This window comes from Dyella sp. C9 (assembly GCF_003332825.1).
In the GTDB taxonomy this organism is placed as follows: Bacteria; Pseudomonadota; Gammaproteobacteria; order Xanthomonadales; family Rhodanobacteraceae; genus Dyella.
The window spans coordinates 58,939-82,811 of sequence record NZ_QIRF01000019.1 but is presented as its reverse complement, the minus strand read 5'-3'; the positions used below and the strand labels follow the sequence as shown (position 1 = coordinate 82,811).

Here is a 23,873-nt window from a genome sequence, read left to right as displayed (position 1 = left end):
GATGTGTATAAGATAAAGGGGCATATGGCGGGGGAGGTGCGCCGCTCGCGCATCTGTGCGTTCCCAACAGGACGGGGTAGGCGCCAGCGGTGCCGTTTCCCTGGGGGTTGGTAAACGTGCGCCGGCATGCTGAACTAGGAGCGGTTGTTCTTGTCTGAGCAAACCGCTCCCATCCTTAGGCATCCCGAGGCGAGTGGCAGCATCGACGAAGGAGACGGCCCGGATGGGCGAAAACGAACTGGACAGCGCGCTGGTCGAGCGCGTCCAACATGGAGACAAGCGGGCTTTTGACCTGCTGGTGCGCAAGTACCAGCACAAGGTCATCGGCCTGATATCGCGCTATGTGAAGAACCACAGCGAGTGCGAGGACATCGCCCAGGAGGCCTTCGTCCGCGCCTGGCGCGCGATCGGCTCGTTCCGGGGCGAAAGCGCTTTCTATACTTGGCTGTACAAAATTGCCGTGAACACCGCCAAGAACCATCTGGTGGCCATGGGGCGCCGGCCGCCGGCCGACGACATTGCCATCGATGACGCGGCTTTCCTGCCCGGCGCCGACCGCATGCAGGAGAGCGCCACCCCTGAGCGTGAACTCATGCGCCAGGAAATTGAACAAACCGTATTTTCCACTGTCCAATCGTTGCCCGAGGAACTGCGGACCGCGATTACCCTCCGTGAAGTGGATGGTTTGAGCTATGAGGAAATCGCCGAGGCGATGGGCTGTCCGATCGGTACGGTTCGTTCACGTATCTTTCGGGCGCGCGAAGCTATCGATGAGAAACTGCGGCCGCTGTTGTCCGACCGCGAGGACAAATCCCCATGACTGATGACCAACGCGAAAACCTGTCTGCCGGCATGGACGGCGCGCTGTCGAAGGAGGAGTTGCGCTTTCTGCTGCGCCGCCTCGACCACGACGCCTCCCTGCAGCAGGCATGGTCGCGCTATCACGTGGCCCGCGAGAGCCTGCGCCAGCAGCTCCCGCCGCTGGCGTCTGCCGATTTTGCATCCCGCGTGATGCATGCGATCGAGCAGGATGCTGCAGTGGTGCAGGGCAAGCGCAGGCACTGGCTGCACTGGTCGGCCGGTGGCGCCATTGCGGCCAGCGTGGCCGTGGCGGCCCTGATGATCGCCCAGCCGGCCGGCACCGGTGCCGACCACGCGGTGCCCCAGGTGGCGGCCACCCGGGCCAGCCTGGCTGCGCCGGATACCGGAACCTCGGTGGCACGCAGCGAGATGCCGGCCGTGGCGCCGCCCTGGGTCAATGCCTATGCCGACTCCCCTTACAAGCTGACCCAACAGGCCTCGGCCACCGTCGATAGCGACACCGGTCCGACGCTGTACTCCCGCAGCAGCCTTTCGCCCTATCGTGTGGGTCGCCACCCGATCAGCAATGGCGATGGCAGTTACCTGCTGCTGATCCATCCCGACCAGGCGCAGCAGCCGTCGACGCAGGCGCCTGAAGCGGCCCAGTGACCGTCGGCCGTGTGTCCGCTACCGCGGCCGATCTTCCCAGTACCGCCCACCCCAGCCAGCCCGTTCAACGGGCTGGCGGCGGGGTCGTGCGTGAACCCTTGCCCCATCCGGAGGAATAGATGAATCGATTCGCCCTGCGCACGCTGTCGTGCGGCGTGCTGATCAGCCTGGCCCTGGCCGGCGGCGTACAGGCGCAGAGTGCCTCACCCGCGGCGCCGGCGGTGTCTGGCTTGCCTGATTTCACCGGCATCGTGCAGAAGAATGCGCCGACCGTGGTGCACGTGGAGGCGAAGTACTCGGGCAAGAAGTCCGGCAAGAGCCGCTCTTCCGGACGCGACGCACCGGACTCCCCGGACGATGACGATCCGCAGATGGAGATGTTTCGCCGCTTCTTCGGCATGCCCTCGATGCCGTCGCCGGAGGAGCAGCAGCGCACCTCGCTGGGCTCGGGTTTCATCATCTCCTCCGATGGCTACATTCTGACCAACAACCACGTGGTCGACGGGGCCGATTCGGTCACCGTGCGCCTGCAGGATCGCCGCACGCTCGCCGCCAAGGTGGTGGGCAGCGATCCGCAGTACGACATTGCCCTGCTCAAGGTGGACAAGGGCGGCCTGCCCGCCGTGACCATCGGTGATTCGCGGGCGCTCAAGCCGGGGCAGTGGGTGCTGGCGATCGGTTCGCCGTTCGGCTTCGACTACACCGTGACCCAGGGCATCGTCAGCGCGGTCGGGCGCAATCTGGGCAGCCAGGACCAGCCCTATACCTCATTCATCCAGACTGACGTGCCGATCAATCGCGGCAACTCCGGCGGACCGCTGTTCGACCTGCAGGGCCGGGTGGTGGGCGTCAACTCCCAGATCTACTCGAACACCGGTGGCTACCAGGGAGTGGCTTTCTCGATTCCCATCGATGTGGCCATGAACGTGGTCAAGCAGCTCAAGGAAAAGGGCTATGTGTCGCGCGGGCAGCTGGGTGTCGCGGTGCAGCCGGTCAGCGACGACATCGCCAAGGCGTTCAAGCTGGACAACGGCTCCGGCGCGGTGGTGGCCCAGGTGACCAAGGGCAGCCCGGCGGAGAAGGCCGGCCTGCATGCGGGCGATGTGATCCTGGCCTACAACGGCCAGCCGATCAATTCGAGCGTCGACTTGCCGCCGCTGGTGGGCCAGACCCCGCCGGGGACCAAGGCCACCCTGCAGATCCTGCGCGACGGCAAGAAGCTGGACGTGCCGGTGACCGTGGGAGAGATGCCGCGCGACAAGAATGCCGTACTGGCCTCCGTCGACGGCGGCCAGCCAACCGCCAAGGCCGGGGCCAGCGCGCTGGGCCTGTCCGTTCAGGATCTGGACAGCGATACCCGCCAGCAACTGGATCTCAAGTCCGGCGAGGGGGTGGCGATCAGCGCCATCAACGGTTCGGTGGCCGCCCGGGCCGGTCTCCAGCCCGGGGACGTGATCCTGATGGTCAACCAGAAGAAAGTCGGCAGCGTTGCTGCATTTCGTGAGGCCACGAAGGACGCCAAGCCGGGCGACACTGTGCTGTTGCTGGTTCGGCACGGTGACCAGAGTGGCTTCATCGGCCTGACCGTGCCCGGTGGCAAGGACGACTGAGGGCGATTGGCTGCGGCGTGGCAGCGCCGTGGCCGAGGCGCCAGGTCGTGGCTTTCGCCGGGGCGATGGGAGCTTGGGCCACCGTCGTCCCGGCGCAAAGCCGGAGGGAGTTCGACAGACGGCACCCGGATGGGTGCCGTTTGCGTTCCGGGGGCTGCGAGGGGGCATGAACGGCTGTCGCCGGTTCCATGCGATAATGCCGGGTTCGTATCGCCATCCCGGTGATACGCTGCCTGCGCGCCGCGCAGGGCAGTGAACGCAGCCAGCGTGCTCCATGGAACTGATCCGAAATTTCTCCATCATCGCCCATATCGATCACGGCAAGTCGACCCTGGCCGACCGCATCATCCAGATCTGCGGAGGCCTGACCGAGCGCGAAATGGAAGCGCAGGTCCTCGACAACAACCCGATCGAGCGCGAACGCGGCATCACCATCAAGGCGCAGTCGGTGTCGCTGCCGTACAAGGCGCGCGACGGCAAGACCTACCAGCTCAATTTCATCGATACCCCCGGCCACGTCGACTTCTCCTATGAAGTCAGCCGTTCGCTGGCCGCCTGCGAAGGCGCGCTGCTGGTGGTGGACGCCGCGCAGGGCGTGGAGGCGCAGTCGGTCGCCAACTGCTACACCGCGGTGGAGATGGGCCTGGAAGTGGTGCCCGTGCTCAACAAGATCGACCTGCCCACCGCCGACCCGGAGAAGGTGAAGGGCGAGATCGAGGCGGTGATCGGCATCGATGCCGACGACGCGGTGGCGGTGAGCGCCAAGACCGGCCAGAACGTGGTCGAGGTGCTGGAGGCCATCGTGGCCCGCATTCCGCCGCCGAAGGTGGGCGATACCGACCGCCTGCAGGCGCTGATCATCGACTCGTGGTTCGACAACTACCTGGGCGTGGTCTCGCTGGTGCGCGTGGTGCAGGGCGAGATCAAGCCGGGCGACAAGCTGCTGGTGATGTCCACCGGCCGTGCGCACGAAGTGAGCGAAGTGGGCGTGTTCACGCCCAAGCGCAAGAAGCTCGACAAGCTGTCGCCGGGCGAGGTGGGCTGGATCACGGCATCCATCAAGGACGTGCACGGCGCGCCGGTGGGCGACACGCTGACCCTGGCCGCCAAGCCGGCCGAGAAGCCGCTGTCGGGCTTCCAGACCATGCAGCCGCGCGTGTTCGCCGGCCTGTTCCCGGTCTCCGCCGACGACTACCCGGCGCTGCGCGAGGCGCTGGACAAGCTGCGCCTCAACGACGCCGCGCTGTTCTTCGAGCCGGAAAGCTCCGAGGCCATGGGCTTCGGTTTCCGCTGCGGCTTCCTCGGCATGCTGCACATGGAAATCGTGCAGGAGCGCCTGGAACGCGAGTACGACCTCGACCTCATCACCACCGCCCCGACGGTGGTGTACGAGGTGCTGAAGAGCGACGGCTCGATCCTGATGCTGGACAACCCGGCGAAGCTGCCCGCGGCGAACCTGATCGCCGAGATCCGCGAGCCGATCATCGTCGCCAACATCCTCACGCCGCCGGACTACATCGGCAACATCATCACCCTGTGCGAAGAGAAGCGCGGCGTGCAGCGCTCGATCCAGTACCTGGCGACCCAGGTGCAGATCACCTATGAAATGCCTTTGGCCGAAGTGGTGCTGGATTTCTTCGATCGCCTGAAGTCGGTGTCGCGCGGCTACGCCTCGATGGACTACCACTTCGAACGCTTCGAGGCAGGCCCGTTCGTGCGCGTGGACGTGCTGATCAACGGCGACCGCGTGGACGCGTTGAGCCTGATCGTGCACCGTATCCACGCCGAACGCCGCGGCCGCGACCTGGTCGAGCGCATGAAGGACCTGATCCCGCGCCAGCAGTTCGATGTGGCGATCCAGGCCGCCATCGGCGCCCAGATCGTGGCCCGTTCCACGGTGAAAGCGCTGCGAAAGAACGTGCTGGCCAAGTGCTACGGTGGCGACGTCAGCCGCAAGAAGAAGCTGCTGGAGAAGCAGAAGGAAGGCAAGAAGCGCATGAAGCAGGTCGGCCGCGTGGAGATTCCACAGGAAGCCTTCCTTGCCGTATTGAAGGTGGACAAATAACAAGATCTACGGGGTCGGCGTCCCCCACGCCGGGCAACCTTGGAGTAGGGCATGGATTTCGACTTTTCGGCGATTCTGCTTGGCCTGACCGTGCTGTTTGGCGTGGTGTGGGGCCTCGATCGCCTGTTCTTCCACAAGCAGCGCAAGGCCAGGGCCGCGGCGGCCGGCAGCGAGGTTCCCGAGCCGGTGATCGTGGACTGGTCCCGCTCGCTGTTCCCGGTGGTGCTGGTGGTGTTGTTGCTGCGTTCGTTCGTAGCCGAGCCGTTCCGCATTCCCTCCGGCTCGATGATGCCGACCCTGGACGTGGGCGACTTCATCCTGGTGAACAAGTTCGCCTATGGCCTGCGCATGCCGGCCTTCAACAACAAGTTCGTGAGCCTGGGCGAGCCCAAGCGCGGTGACGTGGTGGTGTTCCGCTTCCCCGGTTACCTGTGCGAGGACGGCGGCAAGCTGGTGCGCAGCGGCGACCAGAGCTGCTCGGACCCGCATGCGCCGGTGCCGAACCAGAACTGGATCAAGCGCGTGATCGGCGTTCCGGGCGACCGCGTCGAGATGCACGGTGACCAGCTGATCATCAATGGCGAACCGGTGGCCGCCGACCTGGTGGGCCCTTACGAGGGCGACCCCAAGCGCGCCGAATCGCGCCTGATGCTGGAAATGGGCGCCACGGTGTGGAACGAGCACCTGCCCAATGGGCAGGGGGGCGTGGTCAACCACCTGACCGCACGCATGCCCAACTATGCGATCCCGCCGCCGCTACCCAACGCCCGCGTGCCGCTGGTGGTGCCGCAGGGCTGCTACCTGGCGATGGGTGACAACCGCTACAACAGCACGGACAGCCGCTGGTGGGGCTGCCTGCCGGAGCAGAACCTGGCTGGCAAGGCCTTCCTGATCTGGCTGAGCTGGACCGGCTCGGGCGTGGCCTTCAACCGCATGGGAACGATCATTCATTGAGAAACCGTGACCGGTGTTGATGCGCGACCGGTGACGCTGGCTGTGGCTTGCGGCGACAATGGGCATACTGTGGGCGTCGCCGGCACCTTGCCGGCGGCGCGCGGTATCGAATGGGCAGCGCCGCAGACCGGCATAGCGAGGGGACTATGAAATCGAAGCAGACGGGCATCACCCTTATCGGGTTCGTGATCGTGCTGATGGTGGTTGGATTCTTTGGCTTCATGGCGATGAAGCTGGTGCCGTCCTACATGGAATACATGGGCGTATCCAAGGCCCTGGCGCAGGAAGCTGGTGGCGGGCTGGAAGGCAAGTCCCTCAATGAGGTCCGCAACGACCTGCTGCGCAAGCTGGACTTCCAGTACGTCAGTACCGACACCGTGGGTCCCAAGGACATCACCGTGTCGCGCGAGAACAACACCACGTCGCTCAAGGTCAGCTACGACAAGCGCGTGCCCTTCATGTACAACATCGACTTCCTGCTGCACTTCGAGAAGAGCGTGGCGCTGCAGGGCAACGTCGGCGAATAAGCACAGGCCCAGGATTTGACCAGGCTCGCCTACCGTTTTCGTGATCCCGCGCTGGCCCAGCTGGCACTGACCCACCGCAGCGCGGGCAAGCCAAACAACGAGCGCCTGGAGTTCCTGGGGGATGCCTTGCTGGGCGCGGTGGTGGCCGAGCTGCTGTTCGAGGCCCATCCCCATGCCAGCGAAGGCGAGCTGTCCCGCCTGCGCGCCCAACTGGTGAATGGCCAGGCGCTGGCCGTCATCGCGCGCGAGCTGGAGATCGGCGACGAGCTCAAGCTCGGTTCGGGGGAGCTGAAGAGTGGCGGTTTCCGTCGGGAATCCATCCTGGCGGACGCCTTCGAGGCACTGGTCGCGGCGGTCTACCTGGACGCCGGCTTTGCCGAATGCCGCGAGGTGGTGCGGGCCCTGTTCGGACCGCTGGTGGCGGCGATCCCGCGCTCGTCCAAGGACGCCAAGACCCGCCTGCAGGAGCTGTTGCAGGGACGGGGCTGGGCGCTGCCTCAGTACGAACTGATCGATAGCCATGGCGAGGATCACGCCAAGACCTTTGACGTGTCCTGCGAGATCACCGAGCCGTCGGCGATCCGCGCCGAAGGCCGGGGCAGCAGTCGGCGGGCGGCGGAGCAGGAAGCAGCCGAAACCGTCCTCCAGCGCCTACAGGAAGCACTGGGCTGAATCTGCCGGGCCCCGTCCTTCCGGGTCCCTGAGCCTTCCTGATGGGCCGGCTCAGCCAGGCGCCGTTATCATCCCCTGGCGCCAAGGACATACACTCTTACCGTACCCCCGCAGGATTGTCCTGCGTTTGCCGGCCCTTGCTTGCGAGGGCCGATACAGGCTCCGCTCATGAACGACAACGACGACCTCGACCTCGGTGCTCCCGCCGAGCTTCCCCATGACGATTTCCGCTGCGGCACCGTTGCGCTGGCGGGACGCCCGAACGTGGGCAAGTCGACCCTGCTGAACGCACTGATCGGCTTTCGCCTGTCCATCGTCAGCCCGCGACCGCAGACCACGCGCCACCGCATCCTCGGCATCGCCACCAGCGAAGCCGGCCAGATCATGTACGTGGATACCCCCGGCCTGCACCGCGGCGCCAAGCGCGCCATGAACCGCAGCCTCAATCGCGCAGCCCGTTCAGCCATCAGCGAAGTGGACGTGGTGGTGCAGGTGATCGAGGCGGGCCGCTGGACCGACGAGGACCAGGCGCTGTACGACGCCCTGGTCGAGCAGAAGGTGCCGCGCCTGCTGGTGATCAACAAGGTGGACCTGGCCAAGGAAAAGGCCACCATGCTGCCCTTCGTGGCCGAGTTGATGCAGCATCACCAGTTCGATGATGTCTATTACGTCAGCGCTCTCAAGCAGAAGGGGCTGAAGGAACTGGAGCAGGGCATCCTCAAGCGCCTGCCGGTGCAGCCGCCCGTCTACGGCGAAGACGAGATCACCGATCGCAGCGAGCGTTTCCTTGCCGCCGAAATGGTGCGCGAGCAGCTGATGCTGCGCCTGGACCAGGAGCTGCCTTACGCCACCACGGTTGAAATCGAGCAGTTCAAGGATCGCCCCGATGGCGTGGCGGAGATCCACGCGGTGATCTGGGTCGAGCGGGACGGCCAGAAGGCCATCGTGATCGGCAACGGAGGCGCCCAGCTGAAGGCCATCGGAACGGCGGCGCGGCGCCACATGGAACGCGCGTTCGAGCGCAAGGTATTCCTGCGCCTGTGGGTGAAGGTGCGCGAGGGCTGGGTCGACGACGAGACCATGCTCAAGAAGTTCGGCTATACGGACTGACGGGTCGCGGCGCGCATGGACCGGAGCGTGCACCACGATGGGCCATCCGTTGCCACGCCGCGCCGGGCGCGGGCGTCGTAAGCGGCACGGGCCAGCATGCGCATCGAACAGCAACCGGCCTATGTCCTGCATGCGCGGCCTTATCGCGAGACTTCGTTGCTGCTCGAATGCCTGACCCGGGATCACGGCCGCGTGGGCGTGGTCGCCCGGGGCGTGCGGCGGGAACGGGCGAAACTGCAACGCTCGCAGCTGGAACCATTCCAGCCGCTGGCATTGGATCTGCTGCTGCGCGGCGAATTGGCCACCCTGCAGGCCGCCGAAAGCATCGGCACGCCCCAGCGGCTGGCCGGTGATGCGGGCCTCGCCGGCCTCTATCTCAACGAACTGGTGGTGCGCCTGACGGGTCGCCAGGATCCGCAGCCGCAGTTGTACGATGCCTACGCGCGCACCTTGCCGCGCCTGGCGTCGGACGATTCGCTGGCATGGACGCTGCGCCGCTTTGAACGTGACCTGCTGGACGCGGTGGGTTATGGCCTGCAGCTGGAGTTCGAGGCCGAGTCGGGCGAGCCGGTGGAACCGGCGCAACTTTATCGCTACGCGGTCGAGCAGGGGCCGTCACCCTGCCCGCCGGGAACCACACATGCGCTGCGTGGCGCCGATCTCTTGAACCTGGCCGAGGACCGCATGCCCGACACGGTTGGCCTGTCGGCCTTGCGCGCAATGATGCGCGAAGTGATCCGCTACCACCTTGGGGGCGGCGAATTGCGTGCCTGGCAGGTGCTCGGGGCGGCCATCAGTCGCCGTTAGCCGGTTTAGCTGCCGAGGGCGTCGATGGTGGCCAGAAGCGCCTTGCGGAAACGAGAGAGCGGCGCCAGCGAGCCGGAGTGTCCAAGCTTGAGGTGCCGTTGCAGCAGCGTGGCCTGGGTGGCCAGGGCAGCCGCGCCACAGAAGCCGCAGGACGAGCGCAGGCGGTGCAAGCGGCCGGCAAAGGCTTCCGGATCGTTCCTCAGTACGTCCAGGTCCTGGTAAAGGCCGGCCAGCTCGGCGCGCAGCAGCGTTCGCATGGCCTTCACAACCTCAGCATCACCCATGGTGGCCACCGCCTGCTGGTCGTCCAGCAAGGGCAGGGTACCTGCACCGGCCTGCACCAACCCCAGGATCCGCCGCAAGTCGGCGATGTTGCAGGGTTTTTGCAGTACTTCGCTGAACTCGGCTGCCAGCAGGCGCTGCCGGTGGGCCATGTCCATATCGGCGCTGGTGGCGACAGCCGTGCTGTCGGTGGAGCGTGCATGGGGGTCCTGGCGCAGCGCTGCCAGGACTTCCTCGGCGCCGGCGCCAGGCATGCGGCAGTCGAGCAGCAGCAGGTCGAAGGCCTGGTCATGGGCGAGCGCGATCGCTGTTGCGCCATCGTGACAGGCTTGCGCCTCCAGGCCCAGGCTGCGCAGCGCCTCGACCAGGAACAGGCAGCTCGCGGGATCGTCGTCGGCCACCAGGGCGCGTACGGCTTCGGGCGTGACGAGCCCTTGCGGGGCCTCGCTGGAAAGCGTGTTGAACATGACTAGTCCGTGTCGTTCAGCTGTTTTTGGCAGAATGGCGCGTCATGCGCTTCACATCAAGCCACCTATTGCTCAGTCTCGGCATCCTGTTGGGGGTCGCCCTGGCGTTGCCTGCGCGCGCGGACGTCGCGCTGGGCGCCAAGACGGTCACCGTGCCCGGCCTGAAAATGCAGGACGTCCAGGCGCGCATCAGCGAAGATGCCCAGGGTGGACTGAAACTCTCGTTGCGTGCAACCCGCGCGGACATACCGACGCTGGGGTGGCGGCATGTGGCGCTGGACCTGCAGGGTGGCCTGCAGCGTGACGTCCATATGCGCTGGCTGTTCGACGGCGTTCTGCAACTGGCGGGAGCGCCCGGGGCGGCGCTCGGCAACGCCAAGGTGTCGATGGTGATCGACGAGGCGGCCAATACGCTGGAAGTCGACATCACCCAGGGGCAGGCGCAGGCGAGCACGGCGCTGCCGCTGGACCAGCCCACCCACGCCCAGATCAGCCTCAAGGCGGTCCCCACCGTGTGGCTGCAGGGACTCCTGGGCACGCTGTGGTCCGGCCGCGCGACGGCAGGCAAGCTCGATGCGGACATGGCACTGGACATGGCCGACAAGGGATTGCAGGCCTCGGGCCAGTTCGCGCTGAGTGGAACCGGTTTCGACACCCCGAGCGGCACCATCGCCGGGCAGGCGGTCAACGGCAACGGTCGGCTCAACATCGACACCACCACCTCGCCGTCGCGCATCGATCTCGATGCCAGCCTGCGCGGCGGCGAGCTGTTGCTCGGCCCGATCTTCGCGCACCTGCCGGATCATCCCGTGCAGCTCAGCCTCACCGCGGCGACCCGCGGAGGTGCAGTGGATTTCACTCGCTTGCGCGTGGCGGATGCCGATGCGCTGCAGTTCGATGGCTCGATGGCGTTCAACGCCAAGGGCGACCTGCAGAAGCTTAGGCTGGACAAGCTGCAGTCGCGCTTCCCCGCGGCGTACCAGCGTTATGGCCAGGCCTGGCTTACCACGCTGGGCCTGCGCGACATGCGCATCGATGGGCAGCTCAACGGCAGCCTGGACATGAACGGGGACGGCCTGCGCAGCTTCGCCTTCGATACCGAGGGTCTGGACCTGGCCGATGCCGAGGGTCGGCTGGCGGTGAAGGGCTTGCGCGGCGCGCTCGACTGGTCGGCCGACGCCGACCGTCCGGCCACCACCCTGAGTTGGCAGGGCCTGCAGGTGTACCGCATCGCCAACGGCGCCGCACAGTCGCACTGGCAGAGCCGTGGTGGCGCCCTGAGCCTGCAGCATCCGGTTGAGGTGCCCGTGCTCAATGGGCGGGCCCGCATCGGCGATATGGAATGGCGTCCGGCAGCGGCCAAGGGGCGCCGTCTGTCGACCTCGCTGGCCTTTACCGGCATCGACATGGCCGCATTCTCGCGAGCCATGGGGTGGCCCGAGTTCCAGGGCACGCTGGGCGGTGCCATCCCGTCGTTGCGCTGGGTCGACGATCGCTTCGAGTTGGATGGCGGCCTTTCGGTGAACGTCTTCGATGGCTTCGTCGACATCACCCGGATGACTTTGCAGGGACCGTTTGGTCCAAGCCCAGTACTGACCGGCGACATCCACATGCGACAGTTGGACCTCGCGGCGATGACCACGGTGTTCGATTTCGGCAGCATCACCGGACGCATGGATGGCTCGATCGACGAGTTGCGCCTGGTCAACTGGAGTCCGGTGGCGTTCCGCGCGAACCTGCTGGCGGGCACTGGTGGTCGCATCAGCCAGCGTGCCGTGAACAACCTCACCGCCGTGGGTGGCGGTGGCGCCGCTGCCGGCCTGCAGGGCGCCATGCTGAAGTTGTTCAAGACCTTCAGCTACAAACGCATCGGCCTCAACTGCACGTTGCAGGCATCGGTATGCCATATGGGCGGACTGGACAACGACGCCGACGGCTACACTATTGTCGAAGGCAGCGGCTTGCCGCACCTGCAGGTGATCGGCCACCAGACCCAGGTGGATTGGCCCACGCTGGTACGACGTATCAAGGCCGCGATCGAAGGCAACGGACCGGAGGTCCATTGAGCACACTCACTGCCCCGGTGAGTCCCCACCCGAAGGAGTCGAACATGCGCAAGCTCGTCTATGGATTGCTGACCATGCTGCTGGTCGCCCTGGTGGGGTGTGTCACCATCAACGTGTATTTTCCCGAGGCGGCGGCGCAAAAGGCCGCCGATCAGTTCATCGGCACCGTGCTGGACAGCGCCGCGCCTACCAGCACGCCGGCCAGCAACAACACGCAGCCGCCGGCGGCGGCCAAGAAGGACAGCCAGCCCTCGGCGATGCTGCTCGACCTGTTGATTCCGGCCGCCTATGCGGCCGATACGCCGAACATCCGCATCCAGACGCCGACCACCGACGCCATCCACGCGCGCATGCAGGATCGCTTCCGCAACACGCTGGCCCCGCTGTTCAACAGCGGGGCGGTGGGTTTCACCCAGGATGGCCTGGTGGCGGTGCGCGACGCGGCCAAGGTGCCGCTGGACCAGCGCGCTGGCCTCAATGCAGCCGTGGCCGACGAGAACCGCGACCGCAACGCCCTCTACCGCGAGGTGGCCAATGCCAACAACCATCCGGAATGGGAGGCGCAGATCCGCGCCACCTTCGCCAAGGGCTGGATCGAGCGCGCGCGCCCGGGCTGGTATTATCAGGACTCCTCGGGCGCCTGGAAGCAGAAGTAAGCCATTCCGCCCAATCCACCCGATTGCCGCGCCCGGGTCCTTCACGGTCCGGGCGTGCTTGTTTTGAGGCTCATGAACGAATTCAACACCACCATCACCGACCTCAGCCATGACGGCAAGGGCGTCGCCCGCATCGACGGCAAGGCCGTGTTCGTCAGTGGCGCCCTGCTGGGCGAAGAGGTGAAGCTGCGCATCCGCAAGCGCCATCGCCACTACGACGAAGCCGATGTGGTGGAGCTGCTGACCCGTTCGCCGCATCGCGTGGAGCCGCGCTGCCAGCACTTCGGCCAGTGCGGTGGCTGCTCGCTGCAGCACCTGGACGCCGCTTCGCAGATCGAGGTGAAGCAGCGCGTGCTGAAGGACAACTTCGAGCGCATCGGCAAGGTGGTGCCGGAGCTGTGGTTGCCGCCGCTAACCGACCAGCCCTGGGGTTATCGCCGCAAGGGACGCCTGTCGGTGCGCGCGGTGGCCAAGAAGGGACGCGTGCTGGTGGGTTTCCGCGAAGAGAGCAATCCGCGCTTCGTGGCCGAGATCAGCCGCTGCGAGGTAGTGCATCCGGCGCTGGGGCCCAAGATCGGCCTGCTGGCCGAACTGGTGGGTAGCATGGATGCCGCCAACGATATCCCGCAGATCGAATTCGCCGCCGGTGACGACGCCGTGGCCCTGGTGTTTCGCCACATGTCGCCGCTGAGCGAGCGCGACCAGGCGGCCCTGGTCGAATTCGGCAAGCAGCACGGCTTTGCGATCTACCTGCAGCCCGGCGGCGTCAGCAGCGTGCATCCGCTGTGGCCGGAACATCCGCGTCTGGCGTTCCGCATTCCCAGTGGCGATGCGGCGATCGATGACGTGGAGCTGGAATTCCGCCCGCTCGATTTCGTGCAGGTCAATGCGGGCATGAACCAGCGCATGATGGCGCGTGCGATGGAACTGCTCGACCCGCAGCCTGCCGATCGCGTGCTCGACCTGTTCTGCGGGCTGGGCAACTTCACCCTGCCGATCGGCCGCCGTGTGGCCGAAGTGGTGGGCGTGGAGGGCGAGCATGGCCTGGTGGAGCGAGCCGCCGAGAATGCGGCGCGCAACGGCATCACCCACGCGCGTTTCGAGGTGGCCAACCTGTTCGAGGACCAGCGCCACGCGCACTGGGCCAGGCAGCCATGGGACAAGCTGCTGCTCGATCCGCCGCGCGCCGGCGCCGACAAGGTGCTCGAATACCTGCCGCACAAGCAGACGCAGCGCATTGTGTACGTTTCGTGTCACCCCGGCTCGCTGGCGCGCGATGCCGGCATCCTGGTGCAGAAGCACGGTTTCCGCTTGAGCGCGGCGGGCGTGATGGATATGTTCCCGCATACGGCCCACGTGGAATCGATTGCATTGTTCGAACGTTGATGCGGAGTCGTCATGGGTATTGAGATCGAACGCAAATTCCTCCTGCGCGGCGATGGCTGGCGCGATGCGGCGACGCGCAGCGAGCGCATTGCCCAGGGTTACCTGGTCAGTGCGCAGGCGCTGCGCGACGGTTACGCACGTTCCTCGGTGCGCGTGCGTCGCAGCGGCGAGCGCGCGTGGCTGAACATCAAGTCCGCCCAGCTGGGCATCGAGCGCGCCGAGTTCGAATACCCAGTGCCGCTGGCTGATGCCGAGCAGATGCTGGCGACGCTGTGCGACGGCGTGCTGGAGAAGATCCGCCACTACGTCACGGTGGAAGGCACGCTGTTCGAGGTCGACGAGTTCTTCGGCGACAACGCTGGCCTGGTGGTGGCCGAGGTGGAGCTGGACGCACCGGACGAAGCGTTTCCGCGGCCCAGCTGGCTGGGTCGCGAGGTGAGTCATCTGCCGCGTTACTACAACGTCAATCTGATCGATCATCCCTACGCCCACTGGAGCGAGGACGAGCGCAACGCCGTGGAACCGCTGTCATGCTGATGATCGGCCTGGCCGGCACCACGCTGGCGCCTTCGGAGCATGCATGGCTGACGGCGCACGGTGTATCCGGCGTCGTGTTGTTCTCACGCAACTTCGCCTCGCGCGATCAGCTGATGGCGCTGGTCGATGCGATCCGCGAGGTGGGGGGCGAGCACATGCTGATTGCCGTCGATCAGGAAGGCGGCCCGGTACAGCGTTTCCGCGACGGCTTCACCCGCCTGCCGCCGCTGTCGGCCATCGGTGCGCTCTACGAGCAGGATGCCGATAACGCGATCCGCCTGGCCGAGGAGCACGCCTGGGTGATGTCCAGCGAGCTGCGCGCGAGCGGCGTGGATTTCAGTTTTGCGCCGGTGGTCGACCTGGCCCGCGGCAATGCGGCCATCGGTCCTCGTGCGTTCCATGCCGACCCGGCTGTCACCGCCGAGCTGACCCAGGCCTACGTGCGTGGCATGCATCTGGGTGGCATGGCGGCGGTGCTGAAGCATTTCCCGGGACACGGCTCGGTGGCCGTGGACACCCACAAGGCCGCGGCGATCGATCCGCGCCCGCTCGATGAGGTCCGGCGCAACGACCTGCTGCCCTTCGTGGAGGGCATGGCCGCCCACGCCGAGGCGGTGATGGTGGCGCACGTGATCTACCCCGAAGTGGATGCGCAGCCGGCCGGCTTCTCGCGGCGCTGGATCGGCGACGTCCTGCGCGGCGAGCTCGGCTTCAACGGCACGGTGATCAGCGACGACATCAGCATGGCCGCGGCGGGTGCCGCCGGCGGCGTGGCGGCGCGTGTCAGCGCCCACCTCGATGCTGGCTGCGACCTGGTGCTGGCCTGTTTCCCCGACGTGGTGGACGAGGCCATCGCCGCCGTCCGCGACCGTCCCGCCAGCTCGCCCGAGCGCCTCGGTGCCCTGCGTGGCAACGTGGCCTCCACCTGGGAGGGCCTGACCGACAACCCGCAGCGCGACCGTTTCATCGCGCGCATCACGGCGCTGAACGGCGCCGAAGGATCCAACCCGGCATGAGCAAAGACACCCCCTCGCTGGCCTCGGCCCTCGCCGACGCCGACCTGCTGTTCGATCGCGCCGAGCTCGAATCGGTGATCGCCGACATGGGCCGCCGCATCGACGCATCGCTGGATGGCGAGCGCGCCGTATTCCTTACGGTGATGAACGGCGCGCTGATCTTCGCCGGCCACCTGGCGCTGGCCATCCGCACCGACGTGGAGTTCGATTACGTGCATGCCACGCGTTACCGTGGCGCCACCTCCGGCAGCGAGCTGCATTGGCTACGCGAGCCGGCGGCGGAACTGGCGGGCCGCACGGTGTTGCTGGTCGACGACATCCTCGACGAGGGGCATACGCTCAAGGCGGTGCGTGACGACTGCCTGCGCCGCGGCGCCCGTCGCGTACTGATCGCCAGCCTGTGCACCAAGCAGCACGACCGCCTGGTGGAAGGCATCGCCTCGGACTTCAACGGCGTCGAACTGCCGGATCGCTATGTGTTCGGCTTCGGCATGGATTTTCACGAGCAGGGCCGTAACCTGCCTGGCATCTACGCGCTGAAGTAAGCCGGACTCGGACAGGGAACGGGTACATGAACATCCTCGGCATTTCCGGCAGCCTGCGGCAGGCCTCGTTCAATACAGCCCTGCTGCACGCTGCGCAGGAGCTGGCTCCGGCAGGCATGAACATCCAGGTGCATCGCCTGCACGAACTGCCGCTGTTCGACCAGGACGTGGAAGAGCAGGGCGATCCGCCGGCCGTCGAGGCGCTGAAGCGGGCGATCGAACAAGCCGACGGCCTGCTGCTGGCCTGTCCCGAATACAACGGTGGTATCACCGGCGTGCTGAAGAATGCTGTCGACTGGGCCTCGCGCTCCGGCAAGGCGCGCAAGCAGGCACCGCTGGCCGGCAAGACGGTGTGCATCATCGGCGCCAGCCCGGGCATCACCGGCACCGTGCGTGCGCAGGACCAGCTGCGGCTGGTATTGCGCCGGGCCGGCGCCCGCACCGAACCGCAAGGCGACGTGCTGGTGTTCCAGGCCCATACCAAGATCATCGACGGGCGGTTGGCCGACGAGCGCACGCGCGACGCGTTGGGCCGCCACCTGCAAGGTTTTGCCGAGCGGCTCGCCGCGACGGCGAAGGACTTCTAATTGAAACAGGAACGATCCGTGACTATCGATCTGGCTGTCATCGGCGGCAGCGGCTTGTACAACTTCCCTGGCCTCGAGAACACTTCGCGCCATAGCATCGACACGCCGTTCGGCGCGGCGTCGGGCGACGTGGTGATCGGCGACTTTGCCGGTCGTCGCGTGGCCTTCCTGGCCCGCCACGGCGAAAGCCACACGGTGCCCCCGCACCGGGTGAACTATCGCGCCAACCTGTGGGCACTGCATTCGCTGGGCGCACGCAGGGTGATCGGCGTCAACGCCGTCGGCGGCATCCGTGCCGATATGGGGCCGCGCGTCATCGTAGTGCCCGACCAGATCATCGATTACACCTACGGCCGTTATACGAGTTATTGCGACGTGGAAGGCGCCGAGGTCCGTCACATCGACTTCAGCGAGCCTTACACCGAGACCTTGCGCAGGAGCCTGCTGGCGGCAGCCGCGGGTGCGGGGGTCGCCGCCATCGATGGTGGCTGCTACGGCGCCACCCAGGGGCCACGCCTGGAAACCCGCGCCGAAATCGCCCGCATGAAGCGCGATGGCTGCGACCTGGTCGGCATGACCGGCATGCCCGAGGCGGTGCTCGCCCGCGAACTGGATCTCGAATATGCCTGCCTGGCACTGGTGGCGAATTTTGCCGCAGGCTGCGGGGACGAGGCGGAGATCAGCATCGAAGAAATCTTCGCCCATCTGGCGGCAGCCACTGCCGAAGTACCCCGCATCCTCGGCGTTTTGCTCAAAAGCTGAGCAGCGGTTTGGGTTTTAATCGTGTCAAACCGAAGACCATATTGCGCTTTGCCATGAAACATGTTGATACTTCCGCTGTGCCAGGGGCGGCGGACCAAGGGGTCAAGGTGGTTCAGCGCTATACCGTGGTGCATCCAGTCCATGATTCAGAGGTTCACGCAATGCGTTTCGGTACGGTCAAGTGGTTCAACGACGCCAAGGGTTTCGGCTTCATCGCGCCCGAGGACGGTGGGGAGGACGTGTTCGTCCACTTTTCGGCGATCAACGCCAAGGGCTTTCGCAGCCTGCAGGAAGGTCAGCGCGTGAAGTTCGAAGTCACCACGGGTCCGAAGGGCGCCCAGGCTTCGGGCGTCGAGATCGCTGGTTGATCTCGGCGAGCCGGCGCGCGCGCCGGTCATCGATGTAACAGGGAAGCCCCGCGTCGCAAGGCGCGGGGCTTCTTTTTGCCTGCAGCTGACAACGGAACCACCATGGCAGACCGTAGAGATTTCCTGAAAGCCTCCTTGCTGGGGGCTTCCACGCTGGCGCTGGCCGGCCAGGCCGAAGCCACCGTGTCGGCCGCGGGCAAGGGCGACAGCGGCGCACGCGTCATTTCCACCTGGGACTTTGGCGTGGCGGCCAACCAGGCCGCCTGGGCCGTGTTGGACAAGGGCGGCCATGCCCTCGATGCAGTGGAGGCCGGCGTGATGGTGCCAGAGGCCGACCTCAAGAATCACAGCGTTGGCCGCGCCGGCTATCCGGACCGCGATGGCCACGTGACGCTGGACGCCAGCATCATGGATGCCGACGGCAGCTGCGGTGCGGTGGCCGCGCTGGAGCACATCGCCCATCCCATCCAGGTGGCGCGCCGGGTGATGGAGAACACGCCGCACGTGCTGCTGGTCGGCGACGGTGCGCTGCAGTTTGCGCTGGAGCAGGGCTTCACGAAGGAAGAGTTGCTTACGCCCCAATCCGAGCAGGCATGGAAGGAGTGGCTGAAGAGCGCCCACTACCAGCCATCGATCAACAGCGAAGTGCGCGACTACGGCAAGACCGGCATGCCCGGCGGCAAGGACAACCACGACACCATCGGCATGCTGGCCATCGATGCGAACGGGCGCCTGGCCGGCGCCTGCACCACCAGCGGCATGGCGTGGAAGATGCGCGGCCGCGTCGGTGACAGCCCGATCATCGGCGCTGGCCTGTACGTGGATGGCGAGGTGGGTGCGGCCACGTCCACCGGGGTCGGCGAGGAAGTGATCCGCAACGCAGGCAGCTTCCTGGTGGTGGAACTGATGCGCCAGGGACGCACGCCGCAGCAGGCCTGCCAGGAAGCGGTGATGCGCATCGTCAAGAAACGTCCCAACGCCTCGAAGGACTTGCAGGTCGGCTTCCTCGCCATGAACCGCCACGGCGAGGTGGGGGCATTCGCGATCCAGCCCGGCTTCTCCTACGCCGTATGCGATGCCCGGCGCCAGGATGGCTTGCTACCGTCCAAGAGCGCGTTCTGAGATGACGGCGCGCCTGCTCGAAGTGGCGGCCAATTCGTTGGCCTCGGCCCTGGCCGCGCAGGCCGGTGGTGCGGGGCGCATCGAGTTGTGCACGGCACTGGAGGCGGGTGGACTGACACCCTCGCACGGCGAGATCGCCCTGGTGCGCGAGCAGGTGGCACTGCCGTTGTACGTGTTGATCCGTCCGCGTGCCGGCGACTTCCTTTACAGCCCGCAGGAACTGGCGACCATGCATCGCGACATCGAGGCCTGCGCGGCCTTGGGTTGCGACGGCGTGGTGCTCGGCGTGCTCGACGCCGATGGCCAGGTCGATGGTGCCCGTTGCAGTGAACTGGTCGCCGCGGCTGGACGCATGGGCATCACCTTCCATCGCGCCTTCGATCTGGTGCCCGACCAATCGACGGCGCTGGAGGCGGTGATCGCCCTGGGCGCCGAGCGCGTACTCACTTCGGGCGGGCGGCGCTCGGCACTGGAGGGTGCCGGCCAGATCCGCCGGCTGATCGATCAGGCCGCCGGACGCGTCGGCGTGATGCCCGGCGCCGGCATCCAGGCCGGCAATATCGCCAGCCTCGTGCAGCAGAGCGGAGCTCGCGAGTACCATGCCTCGGCCAAGCGCGTGCTGCCTTCGCGCATGCGGCATCAGCCGGCGGATGAGCTGGACATGATCGGCGGCGAAACCCGCACCGGCGCCGATGAAGTCCGTCGCCTCGTGCACGCCCTGGCAAACGCCTGAGTCGCCAGCGGCATATTCTTGCGTGTAGGTAGTTTCCTACGCCAAAGGCCTGATTGAAGCGGGTAGGCCGGGGCGTACGCTCGGCGGGCCATCCTGCCGAGGGTCGCGTCATGAGGCTCCTTCAACGGCTTTTCCCCGTGCTGCTCTGTGCGCTGCTGGCCGGTCTGGTGGTTGCGCAACAACTCTCGCCGCCGCCGGCACCTCCGAAGCGCCCGGTCAGCGATACCTACTTCGGCACTACGCTGACCGACCCGTATCGGTACATGGAAAAAGTCGGGGATCCGGAGGTGGTGGCCTGGATCAAGGCCGAAGGCCGTTACACGGCGGCCGTGCTCGACTCCATTCCAGGGCATGCGGCGCTGGTCAGGCAGATGTCCGATTTCACTGGCGCGTTTGCCATCGTGATGCACGCACAGCGAGTGCAGGGCGTGCTGTTCTACGAGGAACGCAGCGAGGGCGCCGACAGCTTCGACCTGTGGACGCGCGATGCCAGTGGCAAGGCCCGCAAGCTGGTCGACGTGCAGGCGCTGCGCCGCCTGCACGGTGGCGAGCCCCAGGCGATCAACTACTTCGCACCGTCGCCGGATGCGTCCAAGGTAGCCGTGGGCATCTCGTCGGGTGGATCGGAAGACGCCTCGCTGTTCGTCTACGACGTGGCGACGGGCAAGCCGATCGCCGGCCCGCTGGAGCTTGCGCGCTTCGGCGTCACCGGCTGGACCGACGACAGCCGCCAGCTGTTCGTGTTGCTGCAGTCGAAGCTCGCGCCGGGCGCGCCCGAATCGGACAAATACCTGCACACGCGCAACGTGCGGTGGGACATGAAGAGCGCGCCGGTCGTGCTGATGGGCGGCCCGTCCACCGGCAAAGTGACGGTACCGGCGGAAATGTTCCCGTTTGTGGTGACGCGGCCTGGTGCGAGCGTGGCGACGGCGCAGGTGATCAATGGCACGCAGAGCGAAATGGACCTGTGGACGGTGGATGCCGCCAGCGCCACCGACCCGGCGGCGCCATGGACGCGGCTCGCGGTGCGCGACGATGGCATCACCGCCGTCGACATGGTGAAGGATCGGCTCTTCTTGCTGTCGCACAAGGATGCGCCGACCTTCAAGGTGCTGGCGCTCAAGGCGGGCCAGCCATTGGCGGCAGCGAGCACGCTGGTAGCGGCGCGGCCCGATCGCGTCATCGAAGGCATCGCGGCGGCGTCCGACGGTCTGTATGTGTATGCGCGCCGGGGTGTGTATTCCGAACTGTTCAAGGTGCCGCTCGATGGCGGTCCCGAGCAGTCGATCGCCTTGCCCATCAAGGGCTCGGTCAACGGGCTGACCACGGACCCACGCGCCGCCGGTGCGGTGCTCGCGCTGGACAGCTGGGTCACGCCCAACACGACGTTTGCCTACGATCCGTCGACGGGACGCCTCGATGACCTGCGGCTTGGTCGCGTGCCGCCTGGCTACAACCCGGCCGCCTTCGTCGTCTCCGACCTCACGGCCAAGGCCAAGGACGGCACGGCGGTGCCGCTGAGCTATGTCGAGAACCGTGGCGCACGGCGACCGCAGCTGTTGCTGCTGTATGCCTACGGTTCGTACGGCATTGCCCAGTTTCCCGCCTTCAGCGCCCGCTGGGCGATGATCCTCAAGCAGGACATTGCCTTTGCCGTCTGCCATGTCCGTGGCGGTGGCGAGTTGGGCGAGAACTGGCGGCTGGGTGGCAAGGACGCCAACAAGCCCAATACCTGGCGCGACCTGATCGCCTGCGGGGAAGACCTGGTTGCACGCGGCTACACCTCGCGCGACAAGCTCTTCATCATGGGTGGCTCAGCGGGCGGCATCACCATGGGCCGTGCGATGGAAGAGCGTCCGGAACTGTTTGCCGGCGTGATCGACATGGTGCCCGCCGCCAATACCGTGCGGCAGGAATTCTTCTCCAACGGCGTGCCGAACATTCCCGAGTTCGGCACGGTGAAAACGCAGGACGGATTCCGCAACCTGCTGGTGATGGACAGCTACTTCAACGTGAAGGACGGCACCTCATACCCGCCCGTGCTCATCACTACCGGCCTCAATGATCCGCGCGTGCCGTCATGGGAGCCAGCAAAACTGACGGCGCGCCTGCGCGCCAGCGGCACGCGTGCGCCGGTACTGCTGCGGGTGGATGAGCAGGCCGGGCATGGCATCGGCTCGACCAAGACGCAGACCGATGCACTGGTGGCCGACATGATCACCTTCATCCTGTGGCACGGTGGCGTGCCGGGCTGGCAGCCGCGCGCGGGCAACGCCGCAGCGCCAGCCGTGGCGGAGGACAAGGGGCCGTAAGCGGTGGGCGGGTCAGGCGGTGAATTGCAGCCTGGCCAGCTCCGCGTACAAGCCGCCTTCGGCGAGCAGGCTCTGGTGCGTGCCCTGTGCCACGATGCGGCCGCCGTCCATCACCACGATGCGGTCGGCGCGCTGCACGGTGGCCAGGCGATGGGCGATCACCAGGGTGGTGCGGCCTTTCTCCAGCCGTTCCAGCGCCTGCTGGATGGCCGCCTCGGACTGGGCGTCTAGCGCGGACGTGGCTTCATCGAGCAGCAGCAAGGGCGCGTCGCGCAGGATGGCGCGTGCGATGGCGATGCGCTGGCGCTGTCCCCCCGAAAGGCGCACGCCACGCTCGCCCAGCTCCTCGTCGTAGCCGTTGCCCAGCGCGCTGATGAAATCGTTGGCCTCGGCCGCGCGCGCGGCGTCGCGTACTTCGTCGTCGCCCGCATCCTGGCGGCCGAAGCGGATGTTGTCGGCCGCGCTGCCGCTGAAGATCACCGTTTCCTGCGGCACCAGCGCGATCGCGCCGCGCAGTTCGGGGAGCGACAGCGCACGCAGGTCCACGCCGTCGAGCGTGATGCGTCCGCGCTGCGGATCGTAGAAGCGCAGCAGCAGGGTGAACACGGTGCTCTTGCCCGCGCCCGAAGGCCCGACCAGGGCCACTGTTTCGCCGGGGCGGATATCCAGGTTGAAGTCGTACAGCGCCGGTGCATCCGGGCGGCTGGGGTAGTGGACGCCCACGTCGTCGAAGCGCAGCGCGCCCTGCATCGGCCTGGGCAGCGGGGTGGGCGGGGCCGGGCTGGTGATCTGCGCCTGCTCGCCGAACAGTGCGCCGATGCGCTCCATGGCGCCGGCCGCGCGCAGCACGTCGCCCCACACCTCGGACAGCCCGGCCAGCGAGCCGGCGGCGAAGAACGCGTACAGCACGAACTGGCCCAGCACGCCGACGCCCAGCGTGCCCGCCAGCACATCGCGGGCGCCGGCCCACAGCACCAGGGTGATGGCGCCGAAGAACAGCACGATCACCGCGGCGGTAAGCACCGAGCGCATGCCGATGCGCTTGCGTGCGGTGGCCAGTGCGCGGGTGATGGCGCCGCCGTAGCGCGTGCTTTCGATGTCCTCGCGCGCATAGGCCTTCACCGCCGGAGCCGCATTGAGCGTTTCGTTGGCGATGGCCGAGGCGTCGGCGAGGCGGTCCTGGCTGGCGCGAGAGAGCTTCTGCACGCGGCGACCGAACACCAGGATGGGCAGCATCACCGCGGGAATCACCAGCGCGGTGAGGCCGGCCAGGCGTGGACTGGTCCAGACCATCATCGCGGTGGCGCCCAGCAGCATCACCGCGCTGCGCAGGGCGACCGAGATGCCCGAGCCGATCAAGGCCTGGATCACCTCGGTGTCGGTACCGAGCCGGGAGATCAGCTCGCCTACGCGGCTGCGTTCGAAAAAGCCCACGTCCAGGCGGATCACGTGCGCATACAGCTTGCTGCGCAGCGAGGCCAGCGCGCGTTCGCCCAGCAGGGTGATGCAGTAGTAGCGCGCCGCGGTGGCGAAGGCGAGTACCAGCGCCACGCCGAACAGGCCAAGGAAGGTGGTGTTGATCGCCGCGGCGCTGGAATGACCGAAGCCCTGGTCGATCATGTGCCGTACCGCCATCGGCAGCACCAGCGTGGCCGTGGAGGAGATGCCAAGGAACAGCAGCCAGCCCAGCGCCAGTGCCCGATGTGGCTTGAGGAAGGGCCACAGTTGGAGCAGGGTACCGAGACGGCGGTTGGGACGTGGCGTGACGGTATCGCTCATGGGCACTCGCGGGCGGTGGCGTGGAGGTGGTGCGCGGCGC

Annotated in this window: 23 protein-coding genes; 21 read left to right on the top strand and 2 right to left on the bottom strand. The window is 66.7% G+C overall.

The features are described 5' to 3' along the window. Positions 1 to 223: 223 nt before the first annotated feature. The 9 genes from rpoE (at position 224) to recO (ending at position 9,215) form a co-directional block, all read left to right on the top strand. Entirely contained in the window at positions 224 to 820 is a 597-nt protein-coding gene (gene rpoE / locus DVU99_RS17490) for an RNA polymerase sigma factor RpoE (protein ID WP_114241518.1), read from the top strand. Next, on the top strand, positions 817 to 1,470 hold the full coding sequence (locus tag DVU99_RS17485) for a sigma-E factor negative regulatory protein (protein ID WP_114241517.1): 654 nt from the start codon (positions 817 to 819) through the stop codon (positions 1,468 to 1,470). Before rpoE ends, DVU99_RS17485 begins: the two co-directional genes overlap by 4 nt. Before the next feature lie 119 nt (positions 1,471 to 1,589). Then, the gene (locus DVU99_RS17480) at positions 1,590 to 3,080 is read left to right on the top strand and encodes a DegQ family serine endoprotease (protein WP_114241516.1); all 1,491 of its coding nucleotides are present in this window, start codon (positions 1,590 to 1,592) and stop codon (positions 3,078 to 3,080) included. A 274-nt stretch (positions 3,081 to 3,354) separates the two neighbouring features. Beyond that, positions 3,355 to 5,145 carry a translation elongation factor 4 gene (lepA, locus tag DVU99_RS17475; RefSeq protein WP_114241515.1) on the top strand — a complete coding sequence of 597 codons (1,791 nt, stop codon included), beginning with the start codon at positions 3,355 to 3,357 and terminating at the stop codon, positions 5,143 to 5,145. 51 nt (positions 5,146 to 5,196) lie between these two features. Then, positions 5,197 to 6,099, top strand: coding sequence for a signal peptidase I (gene lepB, locus DVU99_RS17470; protein ID WP_114241514.1), 903 nt, complete (start codon positions 5,197 to 5,199; stop codon positions 6,097 to 6,099). Positions 6,100 to 6,245: 146 nt separating this feature from the next. Then, complete coding sequence (locus tag DVU99_RS17465; RefSeq protein ID WP_114241513.1) at positions 6,246 to 6,626, top strand: DUF4845 domain-containing protein; 381 nt, start codon at positions 6,246 to 6,248, stop codon at positions 6,624 to 6,626. A gap of 15 nt (positions 6,627 to 6,641) precedes the next feature. Next, the gene (gene rnc / locus DVU99_RS17460; RefSeq protein ID WP_114241512.1) at positions 6,642 to 7,298 is read left to right on the top strand and encodes a ribonuclease III; all 657 of its coding nucleotides are present in this window, start codon (positions 6,642 to 6,644) and stop codon (positions 7,296 to 7,298) included. 168 nt (positions 7,299 to 7,466) lie between these two features. Further along, entirely contained in the window at positions 7,467 to 8,408 is a 942-nt protein-coding gene (gene era / locus DVU99_RS17455; protein ID WP_114241511.1) for a GTPase Era, read from the top strand. Positions 8,409 to 8,504: 96 nt separating this feature from the next. Next, positions 8,505 to 9,215, top strand: coding sequence for a DNA repair protein RecO (gene recO, locus DVU99_RS17450; RefSeq protein ID WP_114241510.1), 711 nt, complete (start codon positions 8,505 to 8,507; stop codon positions 9,213 to 9,215). Between the two features lie 5 nt (positions 9,216 to 9,220). Here the strand turns inward: recO and DVU99_RS17445 are convergent, their stop codons facing one another. Continuing rightward, positions 9,221 to 9,964, bottom strand: coding sequence for a response regulator (locus DVU99_RS17445; protein ID WP_114241509.1), 744 nt, complete (start codon positions 9,962 to 9,964; stop codon positions 9,221 to 9,223). Between the two features lie 44 nt (positions 9,965 to 10,008). On the opposite strand from DVU99_RS17445, the gene DVU99_RS17440 reads away from it, so the two are divergent. The 12 genes from DVU99_RS17440 to DVU99_RS17385 all read left to right on the top strand — a co-directional run bounded on the left by DVU99_RS17440 (position 10,009) and on the right by DVU99_RS17385 (position 22,054). After that, positions 10,009 to 12,030 (top strand): hypothetical protein, encoded by a 2,022-nt coding sequence (locus DVU99_RS17440; protein WP_114241508.1) that lies wholly within the window; start codon positions 10,009 to 10,011, stop codon positions 12,028 to 12,030. Positions 12,031 to 12,074: 44 nt separating this feature from the next. Then, positions 12,075 to 12,686 carry a YdbL family protein gene (locus DVU99_RS17435; RefSeq protein WP_114241507.1) on the top strand — a complete coding sequence of 204 codons (612 nt, stop codon included), beginning with the start codon at positions 12,075 to 12,077 and terminating at the stop codon, positions 12,684 to 12,686. A 72-nt stretch (positions 12,687 to 12,758) separates the two neighbouring features. Next, positions 12,759 to 14,072 (top strand): 23S rRNA (uracil(1939)-C(5))-methyltransferase RlmD, encoded by a 1,314-nt coding sequence (rlmD, locus tag DVU99_RS17430; protein WP_114241506.1) that lies wholly within the window; start codon positions 12,759 to 12,761, stop codon positions 14,070 to 14,072. A 12-nt stretch (positions 14,073 to 14,084) separates the two neighbouring features. Continuing rightward, the gene (locus DVU99_RS17425) at positions 14,085 to 14,609 is read left to right on the top strand and encodes a CYTH domain-containing protein (RefSeq protein WP_114241505.1); all 525 of its coding nucleotides are present in this window, start codon (positions 14,085 to 14,087) and stop codon (positions 14,607 to 14,609) included. Beyond that, complete coding sequence (gene nagZ / locus DVU99_RS17420) at positions 14,603 to 15,625, top strand: beta-N-acetylhexosaminidase (protein WP_114241504.1); 1,023 nt, start codon at positions 14,603 to 14,605, stop codon at positions 15,623 to 15,625. The genes DVU99_RS17425 and nagZ overlap by 7 nt, the downstream gene beginning before the upstream one ends. Beyond that, entirely contained in the window at positions 15,622 to 16,170 is a 549-nt protein-coding gene (locus DVU99_RS17415; protein WP_114241503.1) for a hypoxanthine-guanine phosphoribosyltransferase, read from the top strand. The genes nagZ and DVU99_RS17415 overlap by 4 nt, the downstream gene beginning before the upstream one ends. Before the next feature lie 26 nt (positions 16,171 to 16,196). Next, the gene (locus DVU99_RS17410) at positions 16,197 to 16,757 is read left to right on the top strand and encodes an NADPH-dependent FMN reductase (RefSeq protein WP_114241502.1); all 561 of its coding nucleotides are present in this window, start codon (positions 16,197 to 16,199) and stop codon (positions 16,755 to 16,757) included. An 18-nt stretch (positions 16,758 to 16,775) separates the two neighbouring features. Next, positions 16,776 to 17,519, top strand: a complete 744-nt coding sequence (locus DVU99_RS17405) for an S-methyl-5'-thioinosine phosphorylase (RefSeq protein WP_114241501.1) — start codon at positions 16,776 to 16,778, stop codon at positions 17,517 to 17,519. Positions 17,520 to 17,680: 161 nt separating this feature from the next. Beyond that, a complete protein-coding gene (locus DVU99_RS17400) occupies positions 17,681 to 17,887 on the top strand; it encodes a cold-shock protein (RefSeq protein ID WP_019465945.1) in 207 nt (68 codons plus the stop codon). Positions 17,888 to 17,989: 102 nt separating this feature from the next. Continuing rightward, the gene (locus tag DVU99_RS17395; protein WP_114241500.1) at positions 17,990 to 19,009 is read left to right on the top strand and encodes a N(4)-(beta-N-acetylglucosaminyl)-L-asparaginase; all 1,020 of its coding nucleotides are present in this window, start codon (positions 17,990 to 17,992) and stop codon (positions 19,007 to 19,009) included. A 1-nt stretch (position 19,010) separates the two neighbouring features. Further along, positions 19,011 to 19,742, top strand: coding sequence for a copper homeostasis protein CutC (locus DVU99_RS17390; RefSeq protein ID WP_114241499.1), 732 nt, complete (start codon positions 19,011 to 19,013; stop codon positions 19,740 to 19,742). 110 nt (positions 19,743 to 19,852) lie between these two features. After that, the gene (locus DVU99_RS17385) at positions 19,853 to 22,054 is read left to right on the top strand and encodes a prolyl oligopeptidase family serine peptidase (RefSeq protein ID WP_114241498.1); all 2,202 of its coding nucleotides are present in this window, start codon (positions 19,853 to 19,855) and stop codon (positions 22,052 to 22,054) included. A 12-nt stretch (positions 22,055 to 22,066) separates the two neighbouring features. Here DVU99_RS17385 and DVU99_RS17380 read toward each other — a convergent pair whose 3' ends face one another. Further along, a complete protein-coding gene (locus DVU99_RS17380) occupies positions 22,067 to 23,833 on the bottom strand; it encodes an ABC transporter transmembrane domain-containing protein (RefSeq protein WP_114241497.1) in 1,767 nt (588 codons plus the stop codon). Positions 23,834 to 23,873: the final 40 nt, after the last annotated feature.